The organism is Pilimelia columellifera subsp. columellifera (assembly GCF_039532605.1).
Taxonomy (GTDB): domain Bacteria; phylum Actinomycetota; class Actinomycetes; order Mycobacteriales; family Micromonosporaceae; genus Pilimelia; species Pilimelia columellifera.
In genome coordinates, this window is the sequence record NZ_BAAARY010000001.1 from 1 (window position 1) to 19,198 (window position 19,198).

18 protein-coding genes are annotated in these 19,198 nt (G+C 71.3%); 3 read left to right on the top strand and 15 right to left on the bottom strand.

Annotated elements, in window-relative coordinates; all coding sequences use genetic code 11:
- Positions 1 to 393 precede the first annotated feature (393 nt).
- From ABD287_RS00005 to ABD287_RS00035, 7 genes are all read right to left on the bottom strand, one after another.
- Positions 394 to 1,530, bottom strand: a complete 1,137-nt coding sequence (locus tag ABD287_RS00005; RefSeq protein ID WP_344166467.1) for a S1 family peptidase — start codon at positions 1,528 to 1,530, stop codon at positions 394 to 396.
- Between the two features lie 153 nt (positions 1,531 to 1,683).
- Positions 1,684 to 2,274, bottom strand: coding sequence for a DNA-3-methyladenine glycosylase I (locus tag ABD287_RS00010; protein ID WP_344166469.1), 591 nt, complete (start codon positions 2,272 to 2,274; stop codon positions 1,684 to 1,686).
- Complete coding sequence (locus tag ABD287_RS00015; RefSeq protein ID WP_344166471.1) at positions 2,271 to 2,882, bottom strand: methylated-DNA--[protein]-cysteine S-methyltransferase; 612 nt, start codon at positions 2,880 to 2,882, stop codon at positions 2,271 to 2,273. The genes ABD287_RS00010 and ABD287_RS00015 overlap by 4 nt, the downstream gene beginning before the upstream one ends.
- Positions 2,883 to 2,884: 2 nt before the next feature.
- Complete coding sequence (locus ABD287_RS00020) at positions 2,885 to 3,352, bottom strand: RNA polymerase sigma factor (protein ID WP_344166473.1); 468 nt, start codon at positions 3,350 to 3,352, stop codon at positions 2,885 to 2,887.
- Positions 3,353 to 3,390: 38 nt separating this feature from the next.
- On the bottom strand, positions 3,391 to 3,924 hold the full coding sequence (locus tag ABD287_RS00025; RefSeq protein WP_344166475.1) for a methylated-DNA--[protein]-cysteine S-methyltransferase: 534 nt from the start codon (positions 3,922 to 3,924) through the stop codon (positions 3,391 to 3,393).
- Positions 3,925 to 4,031: 107 nt separating this feature from the next.
- A complete protein-coding gene (locus ABD287_RS00030; protein ID WP_344167668.1) occupies positions 4,032 to 4,721 on the bottom strand; it encodes a cytidylyltransferase domain-containing protein in 690 nt (229 codons plus the stop codon).
- Positions 4,722 to 4,794: 73 nt separating this feature from the next.
- A complete protein-coding gene (locus ABD287_RS00035; RefSeq protein WP_344166477.1) occupies positions 4,795 to 5,922 on the bottom strand; it encodes a DegT/DnrJ/EryC1/StrS family aminotransferase in 1,128 nt (375 codons plus the stop codon).
- A 233-nt stretch (positions 5,923 to 6,155) separates the two neighbouring features.
- On the opposite strand from ABD287_RS00035, the gene ABD287_RS00040 reads away from it, so the two are divergent.
- Positions 6,156 to 6,788: a carbonic anhydrase gene (locus ABD287_RS00040; RefSeq protein ID WP_344166479.1), complete on the top strand. Its 633-nt coding sequence runs from the start codon at positions 6,156 to 6,158 to the stop codon at positions 6,786 to 6,788.
- Positions 6,789 to 6,842: 54 nt separating this feature from the next.
- Complete coding sequence (locus ABD287_RS00045; protein ID WP_344166481.1) at positions 6,843 to 7,919, top strand: glycosyltransferase family 2 protein; 1,077 nt, start codon at positions 6,843 to 6,845, stop codon at positions 7,917 to 7,919.
- Here the strand turns inward: ABD287_RS00045 and ABD287_RS00050 are convergent.
- The 5 genes from ABD287_RS00050 to ABD287_RS00070 form a co-directional block, all read right to left on the bottom strand.
- Positions 7,808 to 10,114 carry a bifunctional glycosyltransferase/CDP-glycerol:glycerophosphate glycerophosphotransferase gene (locus ABD287_RS00050; protein ID WP_344166483.1) on the bottom strand — a complete coding sequence of 769 codons (2,307 nt, stop codon included), beginning with the start codon at positions 10,112 to 10,114 and terminating at the stop codon, positions 7,808 to 7,810. The genes ABD287_RS00045 and ABD287_RS00050 overlap by 112 nt on opposite strands.
- Before the next feature lie 29 nt (positions 10,115 to 10,143).
- Positions 10,144 to 11,997, bottom strand: a complete 1,854-nt coding sequence (locus ABD287_RS00055; protein WP_344166485.1) for a CDP-alcohol phosphatidyltransferase family protein — start codon at positions 11,995 to 11,997, stop codon at positions 10,144 to 10,146.
- Between the two features lie 22 nt (positions 11,998 to 12,019).
- Positions 12,020 to 13,390, bottom strand: a complete 1,371-nt coding sequence (locus ABD287_RS00060; RefSeq protein ID WP_344166487.1) for an L-serine ammonia-lyase — start codon at positions 13,388 to 13,390, stop codon at positions 12,020 to 12,022.
- A gap of 102 nt (positions 13,391 to 13,492) precedes the next feature.
- Entirely contained in the window at positions 13,493 to 15,052 is a 1,560-nt protein-coding gene (locus ABD287_RS00065) for a N,N-dimethylformamidase beta subunit family domain-containing protein (protein WP_344166489.1), read from the bottom strand.
- A gap of 102 nt (positions 15,053 to 15,154) precedes the next feature.
- Positions 15,155 to 15,868, bottom strand: coding sequence for a DUF4230 domain-containing protein (locus ABD287_RS00070; protein WP_344166491.1), 714 nt, complete (start codon positions 15,866 to 15,868; stop codon positions 15,155 to 15,157).
- A gap of 166 nt (positions 15,869 to 16,034) precedes the next feature.
- Here ABD287_RS00070 and ABD287_RS00075 point away from each other — a divergent pair, with 166 nt between their 5' ends.
- Positions 16,035 to 16,937, top strand: coding sequence for a CDP-alcohol phosphatidyltransferase family protein (locus ABD287_RS00075; protein WP_344166493.1), 903 nt, complete (start codon positions 16,035 to 16,037; stop codon positions 16,935 to 16,937).
- Positions 16,938 to 16,944: 7 nt separating this feature from the next.
- Here ABD287_RS00075 and ABD287_RS00080 read toward each other — a convergent pair whose 3' ends face one another.
- The 3 genes from ABD287_RS00080 to ABD287_RS00090 all read right to left on the bottom strand — a co-directional run bounded on the left by ABD287_RS00080 (position 16,945) and on the right by ABD287_RS00090 (position 19,196).
- The gene (locus ABD287_RS00080; protein WP_344166495.1) at positions 16,945 to 18,111 is read right to left on the bottom strand and encodes an acyl-CoA dehydrogenase family protein; all 1,167 of its coding nucleotides are present in this window, start codon (positions 18,109 to 18,111) and stop codon (positions 16,945 to 16,947) included.
- A gap of 68 nt (positions 18,112 to 18,179) precedes the next feature.
- Positions 18,180 to 18,470, bottom strand: a complete 291-nt coding sequence (locus ABD287_RS00085; RefSeq protein WP_344166497.1) for a type II toxin-antitoxin system VapB family antitoxin — start codon at positions 18,468 to 18,470, stop codon at positions 18,180 to 18,182.
- Between the two features lie 87 nt (positions 18,471 to 18,557).
- The gene (locus ABD287_RS00090; protein ID WP_344166499.1) at positions 18,558 to 19,196 is read right to left on the bottom strand and encodes a nitroreductase family protein; all 639 of its coding nucleotides are present in this window, start codon (positions 19,194 to 19,196) and stop codon (positions 18,558 to 18,560) included.
- Positions 19,197 to 19,198: the final 2 nt, after the last annotated feature.

The window sequence follows — 19,198 nt, forward strand, 5'->3', positions numbered from 1 at the left end:
CGAACAATCTCCCGAACCTTAGCACCACCAGAACACAGCGCCAAAACCCGGGAAACCCCACCAACAAACCCGACCAGACACAAACCAACCCCGAAACAAGAACCACGGAAAGGAATGCAAACCCGACCACCAACAACAGCCGAGCACCTGGCCGACCCCTGCCGGCTCGACTACCTTACGCGCCCGGGCTGGACGCCGCAAAGCAGGGTCCCCCAAAGTGGCGTCTGCCGGATACCCGCAGGTCACCAGAGGTTGGGCGGCCTCTGCTTCGGGCTGGACCGCGGATGGGCGCGCTGGGGGTGGGCGCGGGTGCTTGCCCGCGAGCATCACACAGACAGACAGACGGAGGGGCGGGCGGCCAACACGGCCGCCCGCCCCTCCGTCAACAGCCGCTCAGCTGGTGATCAGCTGGGCGCCGTAGCGCTGCAGGATCTCGTTGACAGGCTGGAAGTAGGTAGTGCCGCCGCTACTGCAGTTGCCACTTCCGCCAGAGGTGACGCCCTGGGCCTGGCTGCCGGAGATCGCCGATCCGCCCGAGTCGCCAGGCTCCGCGCAGACGTTGGTCTGGATCAGCCCGGTGACGCTGCCCTGCGGGTAGGTCACCGTCGCGTTGTAGCTACGGATCGTGCCGCAGTGCCAGCCCGTGGTGGAGCCGGAACGGCAGATCGAAGCGCCCACCGTCGCCGGGGTGGAACCGGCGACCCGGACCACACCGCCTTTGTAGTTGTTGACGGCGCCCTGCAGGTTGTGACCCCCGTCTACCTTCACCACGGCGAGGTCATCGCCGGGGAACGTCGAGCCGTGGAACGAGCCCAACGCGGCGCCCTCGCGGGTGGTGACCCGCGCGCCGGTCTTGCCACAGTGGCCGGCGGTGACGAACCCGCCCTGCACCGCGAAGCCGACGGAGCAACGACCTGAGCTGTTGATCATGTAAGCGTTACCGCCCACGATGTCAGCGAGCAGTCGCGGGCTCTCGTTGGTAACCTCGTACCGGACGGCCTCGGCGGCCACACCGGCCGCCTTGACGAAGGACCGGGCCTTGGTCATGGAGTTGGCGGGCGCCTGGACGACGACGGCGTTGGTCGTCGGGTCGACGTACCAGACCGAGACGCCGGCCGGGGCCTTGCCCTTCGCGGCGTCTAGGCGGGCGACGGCCCCGTCGAGTTGGGCGAGGGTGCGCGACACCGCCCGGACCTCAGCGCCGGCCGCGCGGGCCTGGTCGGCGCGGGCCTGGTCGGTCACGCCGACGACGAGCCGGCCGTTGTCGAGCCAGGAGCCACCGAAGACGTCGCCGAGGTCGGTGCGGAGCCGCTCCCCGGTCAGGCTCGCCTGGTGCTCGGCGGCCAGCCGGGCGCGGACGGCGGTCGTGGTGAGGCCGAGGTCCCGGCTCATCGCGTGGACGACGTCGTCCGAGACCGCCGGCGCCGGGGCGGGGCGGGTCGTCGCGCTGGCGGGCAGGGTCGTGGCCATGAGACCAAGGACGGATGCGGCGCCGAGGAGCGCCGTCACAGCTGTGCGTTTGCGGGTCATGGGGGGTGCTCCGATTCTCGGGGGTGGCCGACGGAGGTCACATCAGGGATCGAAAGACACGATGTCAGACATCGATGAATGTGACTTGATCGCCCGACTGTAGCCAAGGAGAACGAGCATCATCAATACCTTCATCAAAATCTTTGAGCAGAGCTAGCGCCACACACCCGAGGACCCACGCCGGTGACTGCCGACCAGATGCGTATCCACCATGCCAATGGCCTCCATCAGGGCGAACATCGTCGTCGGCCCAACGAAGACGAACCCTTTACGACGTAACGCCTTCGACAACGCCGCCGACTCCGCAGACACCGTCGGCGCCTCGGCCAGCGTTCGCGGCGACGGCGTCGAATCCGGCCGGAACGACCACACGAACGCGTCCAGACCGCCCTCGTCCCGCAGCGCCAACGTCGCCGCCGCGTTCCCGACGGCCGCACGGATCTTCGCCCCGTTGCGGACAATGCCCGCGTCTGCGAGCAGCCGCTCCACGTCAGAGTCGCCGTATCCGGCCACCACCTCCGGGTCGAACCCGTCGAACGCCAGCCGGAACGCCGGACGCTTCCGCAGGATCGTCACCCACGACAATCCGGCCTGGAACGCTTCAAGGGTGATCCGCTCATACAGCTCCCGCTCGCCGTGGACCGGCATTCCCCACTCGTTGTCGTAGTACTCCCTCAACAACGCGTCACCCGCCGCCCAGGCCGGCCGGGCCAGCCCGTCGTCACCGACCACCAGATCGGTCATGCCGCGCCACGCTCCAGATCGATCAGCCACCGCTTCGCCACGACGCCACCCGCATAGCCGCCGCAACCGCCGTCGGCACGCACCACCCGATGGCACGGCAGCACCAACGGCACCGGATTGGCCGCGCACGCCGACCCCACCGCGCGCACCGCCAGCGGACTCCCCACCTCGGCGGCCACCTGCGAATACGTTGCCGTACCCCCGAACGGGATGGCCGCCAACCGGGCCAACACCGCAGCCCGGAACCGCGGCCCCACGGGAAGATCCAACGGGACGTCGAAGTCCCGACGGCCCCTGGCGAAGTACTCGTCGAGCTGCCGGGCCACCGGATCGAGCCGGGCCGGGGCGGCCAACACCCGGGGGCTCACCGTCGCGGCGAGATCCGCCAGCACGGCGTCATGGCCCTGAGCCGGCAGCCCGACCCGGACCAGGCCCCGCGCCGTCGCTGCCAGGAGCAACGGTCCGAGCGGCGAGTCCACCACCCGGTACGCCACGTCCAACAGGCCCTCGTCCTGCGCCGCCCGGACCAGGCGCTCACGCAACCGGTCCAGCTCGCCGCCCGTCACCGGGAACGCGCCGAGGACATCCGCCCCCACGTTGTGATCCATCACTACGCCTCTCTCCGATAGCGCCGGCGGAGCGCGCTCACCCCGTCCGCGGCCGCCCGGCGGGCGGCGTCCACCGATCCGCCCACGACCTCCGCGACCTCCCGGTACGGCAGCCCGCCCAGGTAGTGCAGCGCCACCACCACCCGCTGCTTGTCGGGCAGCGCCGCGAGCGCCGCCCGCAGATCCAGATCGCCCGCCGCCTCCGGAGCCGCCCGCTCCGGCGGCGTGCCGACCGGGACCGCCCGACGGGTCCGCGCCCGGAGCAGATCGACACAGCGACGGTGGGCGATCGTCACCAACCACGCCTCCAGGTTCGCGTCCGCGGGAAGCGTCGGGTAGGCGCGCAAGGCCGACAGGAACGTCTCGGACCAGGCGTCGTCCGCGTCGTCGGGGCCGACCAGGGCACGGCAGACCCGCAGCACGGTCGCCGCGTGTCGGGCGACCGTCAGCTCGAAGGGGGGCAGGCTCACGACGGGTAGACGCTGCTGACGCACCGAACGTGAGCTGCTCAGAACAACCGATCCGGCTGTTCGAGATCAAGCAGGAAGCGTTTGCGGTCCAGACCGCCGGCGTACCCGGTGAGCGAACCGTCAGCGCCGATCACCCGGTGGCAGGGGATGATCACCGCGATCGGGTTACGGCCGTTCGCGGCGCCGACAGCCTGCGCGGCGAGCGGTTGGCCGAGCTGTCGGGCCACCTGCCCGTAGCTGCGGGTCTGCCCGTGAGGGATCTCGCGAAGGGCTGACCACACCCGGCGCTCGAAGACGCCGCCGGCCGGGCGCAACGGCAGATCGAAGCTGGTCCGGCGGCCGGCGAAGTACTCGTCGAGCTGGCTGGCGACAGCAGCGAGCACGGGATGCGCCTCGGGCGCGACCTCATCGACACCGGGCCCGTCCTGATCGGGGCCTGGTATCGGGCACCGGTCGGGGCCGGTCTCGGCGGCGCGTCCGGCGCCGAAGGTCAGCGTGGTGAGGGCGCCGTCGACGACAGCTGCGGTGAGGTCACCGACCGGTGACCTCAGCACGGCCCGTGTCAGGCTCATGACGGCTCCTTCGCGCACAAGGTCGCGCCGCCGCGCGGGCCGCGGAGCGGACGGAACCCATCCCATCATGTGACTCGGACACCGTGCCGCGGCGACAGGCGTGACGCTCAGGCGACCTTGGCGTTGAGGGCCCGCACCGCCGGGTTGGCGTCCAACCACTCGACCACCTTGGTCACCGAGACCCTGCTGTCGCCGAAGTGGCTGACCACCATCGAGATGAGGGCGAAGTCCTCCATGGTGTCCAACGTCAGCCGCAGGTGCGCGCGGCGCGGCGGCACGGTCAGGCCCACCACGCGGTAGTCGTCGAGGTGATCCCGCAGGTAGCCGGTGAGCTCGGCCCGGTCCTCGCCGGCGGCCAGCGAGTCGACCGCCCGCAACGTGGACGCGCGGACCACCTCGATGTCCATGCCCTGTGGCAGGGTGCGCGGCAGCGCCGTGCTGAGGTAGTCCAGGCCGGGCATGGCCCGGAACACCCGGACGCCGACCGCGATCAGCTCCGGGTCCAGCAGCGGGCAGTCGGTCGAGAACGGCATGACAGCGTCGGCCGGGTGGTCGTCGAGCGCGCCGACGACCTGGCGCAACGGATCGCCCGCCGGACCCCGGTGGACGGCCACGCCGAGCCGGGCGCACTCGGTGGCCACCGCGTCGTCGCCGGAGCCGGTGGTGGTGACCACGACCAGCCCGTCGAGCTCGGCGCTGTCGCGGACCGCGCGGACCATCCGTTCCAGGACGCTGCACCCGCCGAGTAGCTGGAGAACCTTTCCTGGTAGGTGGGTAGTGGCCATGGGGGCCTGCATGATGCCGACGACGCGCACCGTCGCTCCTTTCGTCAGTGAGGGGGTCGTGAGAGTGGGCGACGGCGAGCGCTGGTCAACCGAGGATCTGGCGAAGCTCGGCGACGACCTTGTCCTGCTCGGCGTCGGTGAGATCGGGGAAGATCGGCAGCGAGAGCTGGTCGGCGTAGAAGGCTTCGGCCCGCGGGCACATGCCGCGCCGGTAACCACGTTCGGCGAAGACGGGGTGCCGGTAGACCGGCAGATAGTGGACGGCGACGCCGATCCCGGCGGCGGTCATCCGGTCGTAGACCTCACGGCGACGGCCGTCGGAGACACGCACCGGATACAGGTGCCAGGCGTGGGTGACGTCGTCGCGGACGGTAGGCAGGCCGAGGCCCGGGATGTCGACGAGCAGTTCGGCGTAGCGCCGGGCGATGGCCGCGCGGCGGGCGGTGAAGAACGCCACCCGGCGTAGCTGGCTGCGCCCGAGGCCGCAGAGGATGTCGGAGAGCCGGTAGTTGAGCCCCAGCTCCTGGACCTCCTGATGCCAGCCGCCCTCATTGGGCTGGCGTTGGTCGCCGCCCTCGCCGACCTGGCCCAGGTCCCGGAAGTAGCGGGCGCGACGGCGTAGCGCCGGGTCAGCGACGGCCAGCGCGCCGCCCTCGCCGGTGGTGATCGGGCCGTTGGGAAAGAAGGAGAAGGCGGTGAGATCGGCGAGTGTGCCCACCTGGGCGCCCCGATAGGTGGCGCCGAACGAGTGGGCGGCGTCGGCGACCAGGGCGGCGCCGGCGTCGGCGGCGACGGCGCGCAGCGGCTCGTACTCGGCGGGGTGGCCGGCGTAGTCCACCACCGAGATCACCCTGGTTTTCGGGGTGACGGCGGATCGGACGGCGTCGGGGTCGATGGTGGGGGCGCCGTCGTCGCGGACGTCGGCGAAGACGACGGTGGCGCCCCGGAGGACCGCGGTGGTGGCGGTGGCCGCGAAGGTGATCGGCGAGGTGATCACCTCGTCGCCGGCGCTGAGGCCCGCCGCCGCGTACGCGGTGTGCAGCGCGGCGGTGCCGCTGCTGACCGCGACGCAGGGCGTCCCGCCGACGTGCTCGGCGAGCTCCTTCTCGAAGGCCACGACCTGCGGGCCGGAGGTCAGCCGGTCCCCACGCATGGCCTCGACCACGGCAGCGATGTCATCGGAAGTGATTGATTGACGACCGTACGGAAGCATTGAGCTACCACCTCTGACTGGATGTCGCACGCCAGCGCCTCGCGGTGGACGCCCCGTACGTCCACCGGCCGCAGCCGCACGCTGCCGTCACCGTGACGAACGGCCGGGTCGCGGTCGAAGCCATGGAGCGCAATGCAATATCCCCCATTTAGGGGTGAATTTAGAAGTTATGAGGTGTTTCCGGGTGGCAAACCCGGCGCCAGCAGCACCCGATCACATGACAGTCTGAACCCGTGACTGATCTTGAAAAGGCCGCGCCACCGCTGCCACCGGCCGCCCCCACCCCGGCCGAGGCGCTCGCCGACCTGCTGGCGGGAAACCACCGGTTTGTCACCAACACCCGGCTGCACCCCCACCAGGACGCCGAGCACCGCGCCGCGCTGGCCACCGCCCAGCGCCCGTTCGCGGTGCTGTTCGGCTGCTCCGACTCGCGCCTCGCTGCCGAGATCATCTTCGACCGCGGCCTCGGCGACCTGTTCGTCGTGCGCACCGCCGGCCACATCGTCGGGCCAGAGGTGCTCGCGAGCATCGAGTTCGGCGTCGCCGTCCTCGGGGCGCCCCTGGTTGTCGTGCTCGGCCACGAGGACTGCGGCGCGGTCAAAGCCGCCGAGTCCGCCCTCGGCGGCGCGCACGCCCCCGACAACCTGCGACCCATCGTCGACGGAGTGCTGCCCAGCGTGCGTGCGGCACACGCCGACGGCGTCACCGACTACATCGGGATGGCCGACATTCACGTCCGACACACCGCCGCCGCTGTCGCGAAGGCCGGCTCGGTGGTCGACGCCGTCGCCGCCGGGCGCTGCGCCGTGGTCGGCATGTCCTACTGGCTCGCCGAAGGCCGGGTCTCGGTCGTCGCTCCGCTGTGACCGCCGCGCCGACGACCACCGCCCAGCCCGGCGCGTCCGGGTAGAGTCCCGGCCGTGGAGCCCACCGACGCCGATCCCGCGCCCACCGGCGAGCCGAGCTCGGAGAACGCGGCAGCCCCCGCGGCGCCAACACTGTCGGTGGTCGTCCCCATGTTCAACGAGGAGGACGCGCTCGTCCCACTCATCGACCGGCTCCGCCCGGTGCTCGACGCCCTCGGCGAGCCGTACGAGGTCGTCGCCGTCGACGACGGCAGCGCCGACGCCACCGCCATGCTGCTGCACGGGGCACGGCGGGTCTGGCCGCAGCTGCGGGTGCTGCGGCTACGCCGCAACAGCGGCCACCAGGCCGCCCTGACCGCCGGACTGCGCCGGGCCCGCGGCCGGTACGTGGTGAGCATCGACGCCGACCTTCAGGACCCGCCGGAGAAGATCGTCGACATGCTCGCGCTGGCCCGACGGGACGGCCTGGACGTCGTATACGGGGTCCGGGACGACCGCGCCACCGACACCGCCTTCAAACGTCACACCGCCGCGGCCTACTACCGGCTCATGCGTTCGCTCGTCGGCGGCTGGGTGCCCGGCCAGGCGGGGGACTTCCGGCTACTCAGTCGCGAGGTCGTCGACACCCTCGCCCAACTGCCCGAACACGAGCCGGTGTACCGCCTGCTGGTGCCGTCGCTGGGCTTCCGGTCCGGGCAGGTCCGGTACGCGCGGGCGCCCCGGGTCGCCGGGACGACCAAGTACCCGCTGGCCCGGATGCTCCGGCTGGCCTGGGACAGCGTCACCAACTTCTCCGCCGCGCCGCTGCGCCTGGCCACCTGGCTGGGCCTGGCCAGCTTCGTGTTCTGCCTGCTCATGATGCTCTTCGGCGTGATCGCCTACGCCAACGACGTCACCGTGCCCGGCTGGGCGTCGCTGTTCGTGGCGGTGCTGCTGCTGGGCGGGGTGCAGCTGGTCTGCCTGGGCCTGCTCGGCGAGTACATCGGGCGGATCTACACCGCGGTCCAGGACCGGCCCCGCTACCTGGTGGCCTCGGACTCCCTGCTCGACCCGCCCGGGACCCCCACCCGGCCGGCCGGAACAGACGACGCCATGCGTCCCTCCGCCGGCACAGCCACCACAGGTCCCTGACCACGGCACGACGGCACGACCTCGCCGAGGAACACCCGGCGCGCCACCCGCTCCGCGGCCCGGCCGTCCTCCCAGGAACAGAAGCGACGCCGGAACGCCGCCCGCGCCCGCTGGGTCGACTCCGACTCGACCTCGTCCTTGCGGAACAGCTCCGCCAACGCGTCAAACGTCGTCGCCACCGGCCCGGGCGGCGTGGCGAACAGGTCGAAGGTGACGCCGCGGGTGCTGCGGTACGTCTGCCAGTCCGGGGCGTAGATGACGATCGGCCGGTCCAGCACCGCATAGTCGAACATCGCCGACGAGTAGTCGGTGACGAGCACGTCGGCCGCCAGATACAGCTCCTCCACGCTCGGCCGGTCGGACACGTCCAGCACCCGACCCAGGCCGGCGCCCACCGCCCGCGCCCCGGCGCCGTCGCCGAAGTAGTGCCCGCGCGCCAACAGCCGACCCCGCGGCCCGAGCGCCTCGGCCAGCTCGTCCACGTCGAACGGCGGACGGTACCCGGGGTGGTTCGACCGGTGCGTCGGGGCGTAGAGCACCACCAGGTCGCCGTCGGCCGCGCCCACCGAGGCTTTGGCCCGCGCCACGTCAGCGGCGTCGGCCAGCGCCAGCCGGTCGTTACGCGGGTACCCGAACTCCAGATGCTCGTACGCACACGGGTACGCCCGCTCCCACACCTCCGTCGACAGCGGGTTCGACGACAGCGAGAAGTCCCAACGGTCACAGCGACGCAGCAGCCGCCGGTAGTCGATATCCGCGCCGCCAGGGAACCGTGCCTGTTCCACCCCCATCACCTTCAACGGGGTGCCGTGATGGGTCTGCAGGTGTTTCGTGCCCCGCCGCTTCACCACGAAGTCGGGGAAGTTGACGTCATTGACCAGGTAGCTGGCGCGGGCCAGCGCACGGTAGTAGGCCAGGCTCCCGGCGACCACGGTCGGCGTCCCGGGCGGGAACTGGCCACGACGGTCCCGACGGGTCACCCAGACGCCCCTGACCTGTGGCGCCAGCCGCGTCACGGCCTCGTAGACCGCGGCCGGGTTGCCCGAGTACCCCCGGTACCAGTAGGAGGCGAAGACAGCCAACCGCTCGTCGCGCGGCAGCAGCAGGCACAGTCGGTACCAGGCCCGACCGACCACGCCCACCGCGGACCGCGCCGTGCCCGACGCCACCCGGACGACCGGTCGGAGCGCCCGACGCGCCACCGCGACCCCACGCCGTCGCAGCCGCACCACCGCCCGCAACAACAGGAACGTCCGCCAGGACCGGCTGGCGACCAGCCGGTGCTTGAGGCCCTCGATACCCGCGGGCACGCGGTAACCGGCGTCCGGACGGCGCGCGGCGAACTCATCGCAGATCCGCAGGAAGAACCGGCGCCGGGAGCCGCGCGGGACCCGACGGTCGCTGCCGAGCACCGTCAGGAAATGCCAGACCATCCGACCGAACAGCTCCGGCCGCAGCTCATCGATCAGCCCACCGACCGCATCGAGGCGCTCCCAGGCGCGGTCCCAGTGGTCGAACATCTCGAAGTGCCGGTCGTTCACGGTGCTGGTGATCGCCCCGACCCGGCGCTGCCGGTACTCCACACACACCCGGCTGAGCGCGCTGATCCGCGCCGCCGCCGCGACCGCCGGGTAACTGAACGACACGTCCTCGTACCAGCCCGGTTCGAACCGCAGGCCCAGCCGCAGCAGGAACTCACGACGCACGATCCGGTTCCAGGCGACATGCAGAATCCACAACACCTGCGGCTGCTGCCGGGCGTCGAAGACCAACGGGGCGTCCGCCAACACCCTGGCAAGGTCGCTGCGAACGGTGCCGCCGTCATCGCCAAACCGCACGAAGTCGACGATGAGCACGTCCGGATCGGTCTCCACCAGCCGCCGGGAGACCGCCTTCAACGCCCCCGAGGAGAGCCGGTCGTCGCTGTCGACGAACCAGACGAACTCGCCGGACGCGGCCTCCAGGCCATGGTTGCGGGCCGGGCCGAGGCCCTCGTTGACCGGCAGCGAGACGAGCCGGACCCGCGGGTCGCGCTGGACGTACTCGGCGGCGATCGCCGCGCAGCTGTCCGGCGAGCCGTCGTCGACGACGATCACCTCCAGGTCGTCAACACCCTGGTCGAGAATCGAGTCGAGGCACTCGCGCAGGTAGCCCTGCACCCTGAAGGCCGGAACGACGACACTGAGCAGTGGCACACGACTCCCTACGGCACCGGCGGATCGGACTAGGCGGGGCTGGCGTACCCCAGCCAGCCCCGGTAGACGCCCCAACAGAACACGACAACGACGTATGTTGACAACAGGACTAACAACGGCAGCGCCACCGGGGTTACCGACGCCACCGCGACGGCAAAGACGCGCACATGCCAGGGCACGTCCCATCGGGCCCGGGGAACCGTGGGGGCGCCCTTCTCCGCGCGGGCCATCGCGTCGTAGTACCGCAACGCCAACGAGGCGAGCAGTCCGTACACCACCGGCCACGGCACGTCGGCGACCGCGCCGACGGCCACCACCGCCAGCAGCTCAGCCGCGCGCAGCCCGGCCGGGACCAACCAGTCCAACGGTCCGTCGTGCGGGTGCCGCAACGGCAACCGGCCCACACCCACCAGCAACAGCGCCACGAGCACCGCCAGGCTCGCCGTCCCCGCCGGCGCCATTCCCCCCGCCGCCAGCAGCGCGCCCCCAGCCGACGCCACGGCCACCGCGACCCACGGCAACGGACCCAGCCGCTGGATCGCCGGGTGCGACACACCCCGTCGCATCGACCATGGCTCGTCACGGTGGTAAGGCAGGTCGACGGTCGTCATCACCGGAACCCGCATCGACCGGGCCCGCATAGACCGCAGCGCCAACGTGTACGCCCCGGCGAACGCGCCCCAGGTCAGCACCGCCAGCAGGGCCACCCGGCCGTCGAACAGCGCCGCCGTCACCGCGATGAGCGCCCATCGCTCGCCGATCGGGAAGACCACGATACGTTTGAGCCAGTAGGCCGGCGAGCCCGTGCCCGACTGGACCCGCTGCGACATCCGCCCCAACGCCCCGCCGACGTCCCCGCCCGGACGCCGGGCAGCCTCGTCGTGCAGCGCGCCGTACCAGTAGTCGGTCTGGTGCCGGACCGTCTGTAACACCAGCGCCGCCACCGCCAACGGCCACACCCCGGTCGCGCCGACGCGCTCGGCGCCGAAAGCCAGCCCGGCGTAGACCAGGTACTCCTTGCCCCGATCGGCCATCGTGTCGAGCCACCCGCCGAACGGGCTGAACTCACGGGTGTAACGGGCGAGCTGGCCGTCCACACAGTCCAGCACGAAGCTCAGGTACAGCAGCGCCGCGCCGGCGACGAGCCCGCCCCGCAGGCCCGTGGCGAACCCGACGGTCGCCAGCGCCGCCAACGCCACCGACAGCCCGGTGACCGCGGCCGGAGTCAACCGCAACCGGGCGCACGCCTTCGTGACCCACGGCGACCAGGTGCTGATGAAGTAGGTCGTGAAGAAGTCGTCGTGCTCCTTGACCGCCATCCGCAGCCGGGCGGCGTCCTCGTCGATGGCGTCCCGCTCGGCCCGGCGACGCTCGGCATCGGCCTGGTCGACTGCCGTCGCGGCGTAGAGCCGGCCGGCGCGCTGGCGACCCACCCGGGCGCCGGTGGCGACGAGGTCGGCGAGCAGCCGGTCCAGCGGACGCTCGTCAGCGCCGGCCGCCGCCAGCAGCGGCAGGTCCGCGGGCGCCACCCGGACCGCGCCGAGGAGGACGGCGTCGCCACCGACCCCCACGATCTGGCCTCGCTCCTCGCGCACCGCGAGCCCACCGCCCACCCCGCCCGGGTCGCCCGGCGGCGAGTCCCCCCGCGCGCCGATGAGCACAGTGGTCCGGCCCCCGGGCTCGGTGGCCAGGTTCCGAAGGACCGCGGTGTGTGCCACCAGGTCGGCACGGACCACCAGGACGGGTCCGGGTCCGTCGAGCGCGGAACCCGGTGTGCCGTCCACCGCGTCGACGTGCGTGATCCCGGCGTCCCGGAGCTGGTCGATCAGCGGCGATCCGGTCGCGGGGAAGCCCTCCACGCCCAACAGCAGCGCCCCGATCACACAACCCCCTCGTTCGTCTCGGTCAGCATTCGATGACGTTGACGGCCAGTCCGCCGCGCGCCGTCTCCTTGTACTTGACCTTCATGTCGGCCCCGGTCTCCCGCATCGTCTTGATGACCTTGTCGAGGGAGACGAAGTGCTGCCCGTCGCCGCGCAGCGCCAACCTGGCGGCGGTGATGGCCTTGACCGCCGCGACGGCGTTGCGCTCGATGCACGGGATCTGCACCAGACCGCCGACCGGGTCGCAGGTGAGGCCCAGGTTATGTTCCATGGCGATCTCGGCGGCGTTCTCGACCTGGCTCGGCGTGCCGCCCATCACCTCGGCCAGGCCGGCGGCGGCCATCGAGCACGCCGACCCGACCTCGCCTTGACAACCGACCTCGGCGCCGGAGATCGATGCGTTTTCCTTGAACAGCACGCCCACGGCGGCCGCGGCCAGCAGGAACCGGACCACGCCGTCGGCGCTGGCGCCCGGCACGAACCGCCAGTAGTAGTGCAGCACCGCCGGGATGATGCCGGCGGCGCCGTTGGTGGGGGCGGTCACCACCCGACCGCCGCCAGCGTTCTCCTCGTTCACCGCCAGCGCGAACAGGGTCACCCAGTCCATCACCCGCAGCGGGTCGGTGGCGAAGTGCTCGGACTCCAGCGCCTTGCGCACCTCGCCAGCCCGGCGGCGGACCTTGAGACCGCCGGGCAGGATGCCATCGGTGGCGCAGCCGGCCGCCACGCAGTCCTGCATCACCTGCCAGATGCGCAGCAGCCCGGCGCGCACGTCGTCCTCAGATCGGCGGGCGGTCTCGTTGGCCATCATGAGGTCGCTGATCCGGTGGCCCGACTCGGCGGCCATCGCCAGCATCTGGCCGCCGGTGAGGAACGGGTACGGAACGGCGGTGGTGTCCGGCACGATCCGGTCGGCGCCCGCGGCGTCCTCGTCGACGACGAAACCCCCGCCGACGCTGTAGTAGGTGCGGGCGCGCATCAGCTCGCCGGCGCTGTCGAACGCCGCGAACGTCATTCCGTTGGGGTGGTACGGCAGCGACTTGCGTCGGTGCATGAGCAGGTGGACGGCCGGATCGAAGGTGACCTCGTGGACGCCGAGCAGCGTGAGGCGCTTGTCGGCGACGATCTCGCCGACCCGTGCCTCGATGGTGGCGGTGTCGACGGTCTCGGGCTCGTCACCGGCCAGGCCCAGCAGCACCGCCTTGTCGCTGCCGTGGCCGTGCCCGGTCGCGCCCAGGGACCCGAACAGCTCAGCTTTCACCACGCCGACGGAGGTCAGGAGTCCATCGGCTTTGAGCCCGGCGACGAAGGTGCGGGCCGCGCGCATCGGGCCGACGGTGTGGGAGCTGGACGGCCCGATCCCGACCGTGAAGAGATCAAAAACGCTGATCATGTGGCGCCACTCCCTTGTTCCAGCCCGCGCGCTGACCGCCGCCGGCGGACCGGGGGCGAGCCTACGGCAACAGGAGGCGCCCGGGCCGGACACGGCCGTTGATCACACCGTACGGCCGATCCGGTCCAGGACGTTACGGGTGGCCCGTTCGATTCTGGGATCGCGCCGACCAGGGCGGGCCATCGCCACCGGCCAGTCCATCGATCCGGCCAGGAACACCAGCGCCCCGTTCGGCAGCTCCCGAACGACGGTGTGCTGAGTCTTCGACGCGCCGCCCCGGTCCCGGTACGGCGAGGCGGCCAGGACGGTGCGCGATCCCTCGACCGGGACCGAGGACGCGACGCCGTCCGCCTCGACGCCCACCACGCCGCCGATGTGGTCGCCGTCGGCGACCCCGCACCCGGCCCAGAACCAGTGATCAGCGCCGGTGACCACGAGTGGCCAACGGCCCCGGACGATGCCGTTGAACTGGGCGCCGAGCAGCCGCTGCTCCGGTTCCCGCGGGCTGGCGCGGTCGTCGCGCCAGCGGTGGGTTCCGCCCGGTCGGGGGTCGGGGGCCTCCTTGTAACAGACCAACGTCCGGGCCGGCCGGCCGCGTCGGGCGCCCTCGACCCGCGACCGCCAGTACACGTTGTTCGCGGCCAGGAAAGCCAGGCTGACGCCCTGCGCCAGCAGCGACTCAGCGTTACCGCGCATGGCCGCGGTCCAGTACTCGTCGTGGCCGCAGAAGACCAGTCCACGCTGACGGCCCGCCTCGGTCCGGCCGATGTCCAGATCGTCGCTGGCCAGGTAGGCGACGTCGTAGCTGTGGCGCTCCAACCACCGGACCGCGTCCAGGTCGACGGCGCACCGGGACGGCAGGCCGGCGCCGGCGTAGGGCCGGTCGAAGGAGACCTTGGCGGCCCGCTCGGTCCAGACCCGCTGCCCGGCCCGGTCGTAGCCGTAGTACAGGCTCTTTCCGGCCCGGCCGTCCGCTGGCCACTGGTTGTACGCCTGGTAGGTGTAGAACGGCAGCACCACCCGTAGGGCTGCGGTCCGGCTGTCGTCGCGGACGACGAATGGCGTAGCCGATCGCCAACCGTTGGCGCTGCGGAAGACGGCCAGGTAGACGCCAGATGTCCAGTCGGGGGGCACGGCCAGCCGCCATGAGCGCGGCCACCGGCAGCGGATCTGGCCGGCGTCGCCGGCAGCGGGCGCCCGTCGCGGACGACCCCGTAGGCGTGGGCTCCGGGCGACCCGACGTCCGCCGGCGCCGCCATAGTGGCCGATCCGGACGATGTCGATCGCGAAGTCCTCTGCGTTGGCCAGCGCGACGTGGAAGTCGATGTTCTCACCAAGATTGACGCTGGAGTGTGAGGCGTATCCCTGGATCTGCCGGCCAACGTCGTCAACGACCCGCAGGCCGCCGACCTTCCACCGGGTGTCGCCGCGAAGTGCGTTCTCGATCCCGACCGGATTCACTCGTCTTGCCCATTGGCGAGGGATGCCGGCGTGTGTGCGCTCAACGGTGGGGGTGAGGTGTGGGCCGGGAGCACGACCGGCCGGCGTGCCCGCGCCCTGTCCACCGCCGACGGCAGACGCCGGGTGGGTTGTCGGCCCGGGGCGGCGCTGGCTGGCGATCACCGCGGCGCCGATCGCCCCGACCCCCAGTAGCGACAGCAACGAGCGGCGCGATACGCGTCCCAATCGACTGCCCTTCGTCGGCAACCAGACCAATAGGCGGGGATGGTATCGATATCGGAAGATCAACAGAAATCGGTCACCTCACTGGACTGCCGCGACGACGACCTCCACCTGGTCGAAGCCCAGCGACCGCAGCAGGCCCTCGATCATCTGTCGGGTGTTGCCAGCGGCCCGCTCAAGCAGGCCGCTGGCGCCGGCCGCGGCGCCGATCCGCTGCTCGGCAAGCTGGTAGACGACCCGCTGCCGGTCCGGGGCCCCGCCGAAGACCTCACTGAGCCGGTTGAGGAGGCCGCGCTGCTCGGCGAAGACGTAGCTACGCGCCAGGTCCAGCCGGGGTGGACCGAGCTGCGGGCCGGGCAGCGCCACCCTGACGGAGCGGCGATCCTCGGACACCGTGACGGCGCCGTCCGCCAGGGAGGCGAAGTCGACGTACGCCTCAGCAGTGCCGGTCCCGACGAGGAGGGTGCGCTCTTCGAGGAGAAAATCGGGGACGTAGCGCCGGTCGCGTTGAAGGTCGATGACGACCTGGTAGGTGCCCTCGGCGGCAACGAACCGGGACAGGTCCCGCATCGACTGGAGCAGCACCGGCTGGCTCCGGTCGGTGGTCTGGGCGCCGAAGACGCCGCCGAGACCAGGCCACCGGGACCCCACCAGGCTCCCGACGGCCAGCCCCGCCACCACCAGGAGCGCCGCGACCGCGGCAGCCCACCGCAGCCGCCTCGGAAACGCCGACAGGCCGGACGCACGGACGGGGACAGTGGCGTTGCCCTGCGGGGATGGATCGCTGCCAACCATGGTCCGAGCCTAGAGGAGCCCGCCGACAGCACGGAATGGACAATTCGCCTGTATGCCATTCGGTGGACCAAGATCGGGTTACTCAACTGATTGTTCAGCCCCGATGGTGTCCTTTACCTTTTCTTCACGCCGAGTACACCCCCGCTGGCGGACGTGAGGTCACTGGATGAGCAACCGAGTTTCCATCGACGAGATCAGGTCCCGCACCTACAAGGCCCGGGACGCCTGGTGGACCGTGATCCTCGTCGACCCCGTGGCCTCCCGTCTCGTTCAGTGGGCGGCGCCCTACCGCTGGATCACCCCGAACCTCCTGACCGGCGTGGCGCTGCTACTGGGCCTGGCGTCGGCGGCGTGCTTCGCCACCGCCGAATCGGCCTGGCTGATCGTCGGTGGCCTGCTCTTCCACCTGAGCTTCGTCGTCGACTGCATGGACGGCAAGGTCGCCCGGCTCAACGGCACCGGCTCGTTCTTCGGCGTCTGGCTCGACTTCATCGTCGACGAGATCCGCATCATCATCGCGGCGGCCGCGCTCATGGGCGGTCAGTTCGCGGCGACCGGCAACCCGCTGTACCTGTGGGCGGCCTTCGGCATTCTCGCCGTCCACCTCATCCGCTACATGAGCGCCTGGCACATGGGCAAGGTGCGGGCCGCGATGCGTCGCCGCCGGCGGGAGATCGCCGAGCTGGGGGCCGACTACGACGCCCGGTCGCAGGCCGAGCAGGCCGAAGTGGACGCCGAGGACGACGACGACTCCGCCGAAACGCCACGTGACTCGCTGAGCCTGGTCAGCCGAGTCCGCACGGCGCTGCTGCGGCGCCGGATCCGCACCCACCTGGTCAGCGGCATCGAGTTCCAGATGGCGGCGTTCATCATCGGTCCGATCACCGGTGCGGTGATCGCCGCGCCGGTGATCGCGGGAGCGGCGATGCTCGCCTTCGAGGTGCTGCTCGCCGCCCGGCTGCTTCGTCAGGTCGACCGGTTCGAGGCCACCAACCCGACGCCCGCGGAGATCACCGCCACCATCCCCAGGCCGAGGTCGGCGACCGCCCGGGTGCCCGCCGACGCCTGAAGACCGGTCAGACGAACGCCGCCTGACCCGTCAGCGCCTGCCCGATGACCAACTGGTGGATCTCGGACGTGCCCTCGTAGGTGAGCACGCTCTCCAGGTTGTTCGCGTGCCGCATGATCGGATAGCCGCCGCTGACCCCGTTGGCGCCCAGGATCGTGCGGCACTGCCGGGCGATCGCCAGCGCCTCCCGCACGTTGTTGAGCTTGCCGAGGCTGACCTGCTCCGGGCGGAGCCGGCCGGCATCGGCGAGCCGCCCCAGGTGCAGCGCCAGCAGGTACCCCTTGTGCAGCTCGACGGCCATGTCGGCGAGCTTGGCCTGGGTGAGCTGGAAGGTTGCGATGGGTCTGCCAAACTGCTCCCGGCTGGTGGCGTAGTCGACAGCCACGCGTAGGCAGTCACGGGCCGCGCCGAGCGCCCCGAACACGATCCCGAACCGCGCCTCGGTCAGGCACGACAGCGGCGCCTTGAGCCCCCGGGCTTCGGGCAGCAGGGCGTCGGCGGGCAACCGGACGTCGTCGAAGGTCAGCGCGCCGGTGGCCGAGGCCCGCAGCGACAGCTTCTGCCCGATCTCCCGGACGCCCACCCCGGGCAGGTCCAGCGGGACGATGAACCCGTTCACACCGGCCTCGGTGCGGGCCCACACGACGGCGACGTCGCCGACCGGGGCATTGGTGATCCACATCTTCCCGCCGGTGAGCAGCCATCCGTCGCCGTCGCGGACGGCGCGGGTGGCCATGGACGCCGGGTCGGAGCCGTGGTCGGCCTCGGTGAGCCCAAAGCAGCCGATGGTCTCCCCGGCGGCCATCGACGGCAGCCAGCGCAGCTTCTGCTCCTCGGCGCCGTACTTCCAGATGGCGTACATGGCCAGCGAGCCCTGCACCGACACCAACGAGCGCACCCCGGAGTCCCCGGCCTCCAGCTCCAGGCACGCCAGTCCGTAGGCGACGGCGGACGAGCCGGCGCAGCCGTACCCGTCCAGGTGCATGCCGAGGAGACCGAGCTTGCCGAACTCGCGGGCCAGCTCCCGTACCGGCGCCCGCCCGCTCTCGTACCAGTCGGCGACCTGCGGGCGCACCTTCTCGTCGACGACCCGGCGGACGACGTCGCGGATGTCCCGTTCGGCGTCGCTGAGCAGGCGGTCGGTGTCGAGGAGCTCCATCACGTCGGCAGGCATGCGCTCCACCCTAGGCGAGCGGGTTGACGCCGGTGAGCGCCAGCAGGTGCCAGGCGCTGGCGGCCACATCACATAATGTGAACGCGCGCGTGGATCTGCGTGCGCTGCTGCAACGCGGCCCGCAGCGCCCGGTGCAGTCCGTCCTCGAGATACATCGACCCTTCCCACTCCACGACGTGCGGAAAGAGGTCGCCGAAGTAGGTCGAATCCTCCGCCAGCAGTTTGTCCAGCGCCAGCTCCCGCTTGATCGTGATGAGCTGATCGAGACGCACCTGCCGTGGCGGGATCGCCGCCCACTCCTTGAGGGTCAGCTCGTGCGGGGGGTAGGGCCGCCCCTCGCGAACCGCTTTGAAAATCACGTCGCAGCCCTCCTCCGGCTCGGTGGCCGCGCCCAGCTTAACTTTCGACTCCGAAGACGTGATCCATACCAGAGTGTCGGATTTCCGTCATTTACCACGCCACCTACCATGGTGCACCACGTCGTCAACCGGGCGTCTCCGCCGACGCGCCGCCGACCCGGAGGCGACCGACCCGGACGGCCCAGACGCCGACTCCGCGGGGAACCCCACCGTCAGCGCCCCCACCGGCGCGAACTCGGCAGGCACCCCGAACGCCGCCCTCAGCTGACCGACGCGGCCCGGCGGAACCCCGAAGAAACAGGCGCCGAGGCCCTCGTCCACCGCTGTCAACAACATCAGCAGCGCCGCGAAGCCCGCGTCAACGTGCCAGTAAGGGGCCGACCAGCGCGCCGGGTCCCGGTCCGTCCAACCCTTGTCCGGCTCGGCGTAACGGTCCAGATAGGCGGACTCGCTGGAGAACGGCACCACGATCAAGGGCGCCCGGCGCAGCCCCTGACGCCACCGGGACCGGCCCGTCGGCCGGTCAGTAGGCGTGGCCGCCGTCCAGAACGCGGCACGATCATCCCGCTCGGTGAGCGCCAGGAACGCCCAACCCTGGGCGAAGCCGGCGGACGGCGCCCGCGTCGCATGGTCCAACAGCCGGTGGACGACCTCCGCCGGGACCGGCCGGTCCGGGTCGTAGTCGCGAACCATCCGGCGGCGCCGGATCACCTCCCGCAGCTCCATCA

Excerpts from the sequence above, each read along its gene's own strand:
- ABD287_RS00005 (WP_344166467.1), bottom strand. The coding sequence starts at position 1,530 with ATGACCCGCAAACGCACAGCTGTGACGGCGCTCCTCGGCGCCGCATCC.
- ABD287_RS00015 (WP_344166471.1), bottom strand. The coding sequence starts at position 2,882 with ATGGATCACAACGTGGGGGCGGATGTCCTCGGCGCGTTCCCGGTGACG.
- ABD287_RS00030 (WP_344167668.1), bottom strand. The coding sequence starts at position 4,721 with ATGCAGGCCCCCATGGCCACTACCCACCTACCAGGAAAGGTTCTCCAG.
- ABD287_RS00025 (WP_344166475.1), bottom strand. The coding sequence starts at position 3,924 with ATGAGCCTGACACGGGCCGTGCTGAGGTCACCGGTCGGTGACCTCACC.
- ABD287_RS00010 (WP_344166469.1), bottom strand. The coding sequence starts at position 2,274 with ATGACCGATCTGGTGGTCGGTGACGACGGGCTGGCCCGGCCGGCCTGG.
- ABD287_RS00090 (WP_344166499.1), bottom strand. The coding sequence starts at position 19,196 with ATGGAGCTGCGGGAGGTGATCCGGCGCCGCCGGATGGTTCGCGACTAC.
- ABD287_RS00035 (WP_344166477.1), bottom strand. The coding sequence starts at position 5,922 with ATGCTTCCGTACGGTCGTCAATCAATCACTTCCGATGACATCGCTGCC.
- ABD287_RS00080 (WP_344166495.1), bottom strand. The coding sequence starts at position 18,111 with ATGCCTGCCGACGTGATGGAGCTCCTCGACACCGACCGCCTGCTCAGC.
- ABD287_RS00075 (WP_344166493.1), top strand. The coding sequence starts at position 16,035 with ATGAGCAACCGAGTTTCCATCGACGAGATCAGGTCCCGCACCTACAAG.
- ABD287_RS00070 (WP_344166491.1), bottom strand. The coding sequence starts at position 15,868 with ATGGTTGGCAGCGATCCATCCCCGCAGGGCAACGCCACTGTCCCCGTC.
- ABD287_RS00060 (WP_344166487.1), bottom strand. The coding sequence starts at position 13,390 with ATGATCAGCGTTTTTGATCTCTTCACGGTCGGGATCGGGCCGTCCAGC.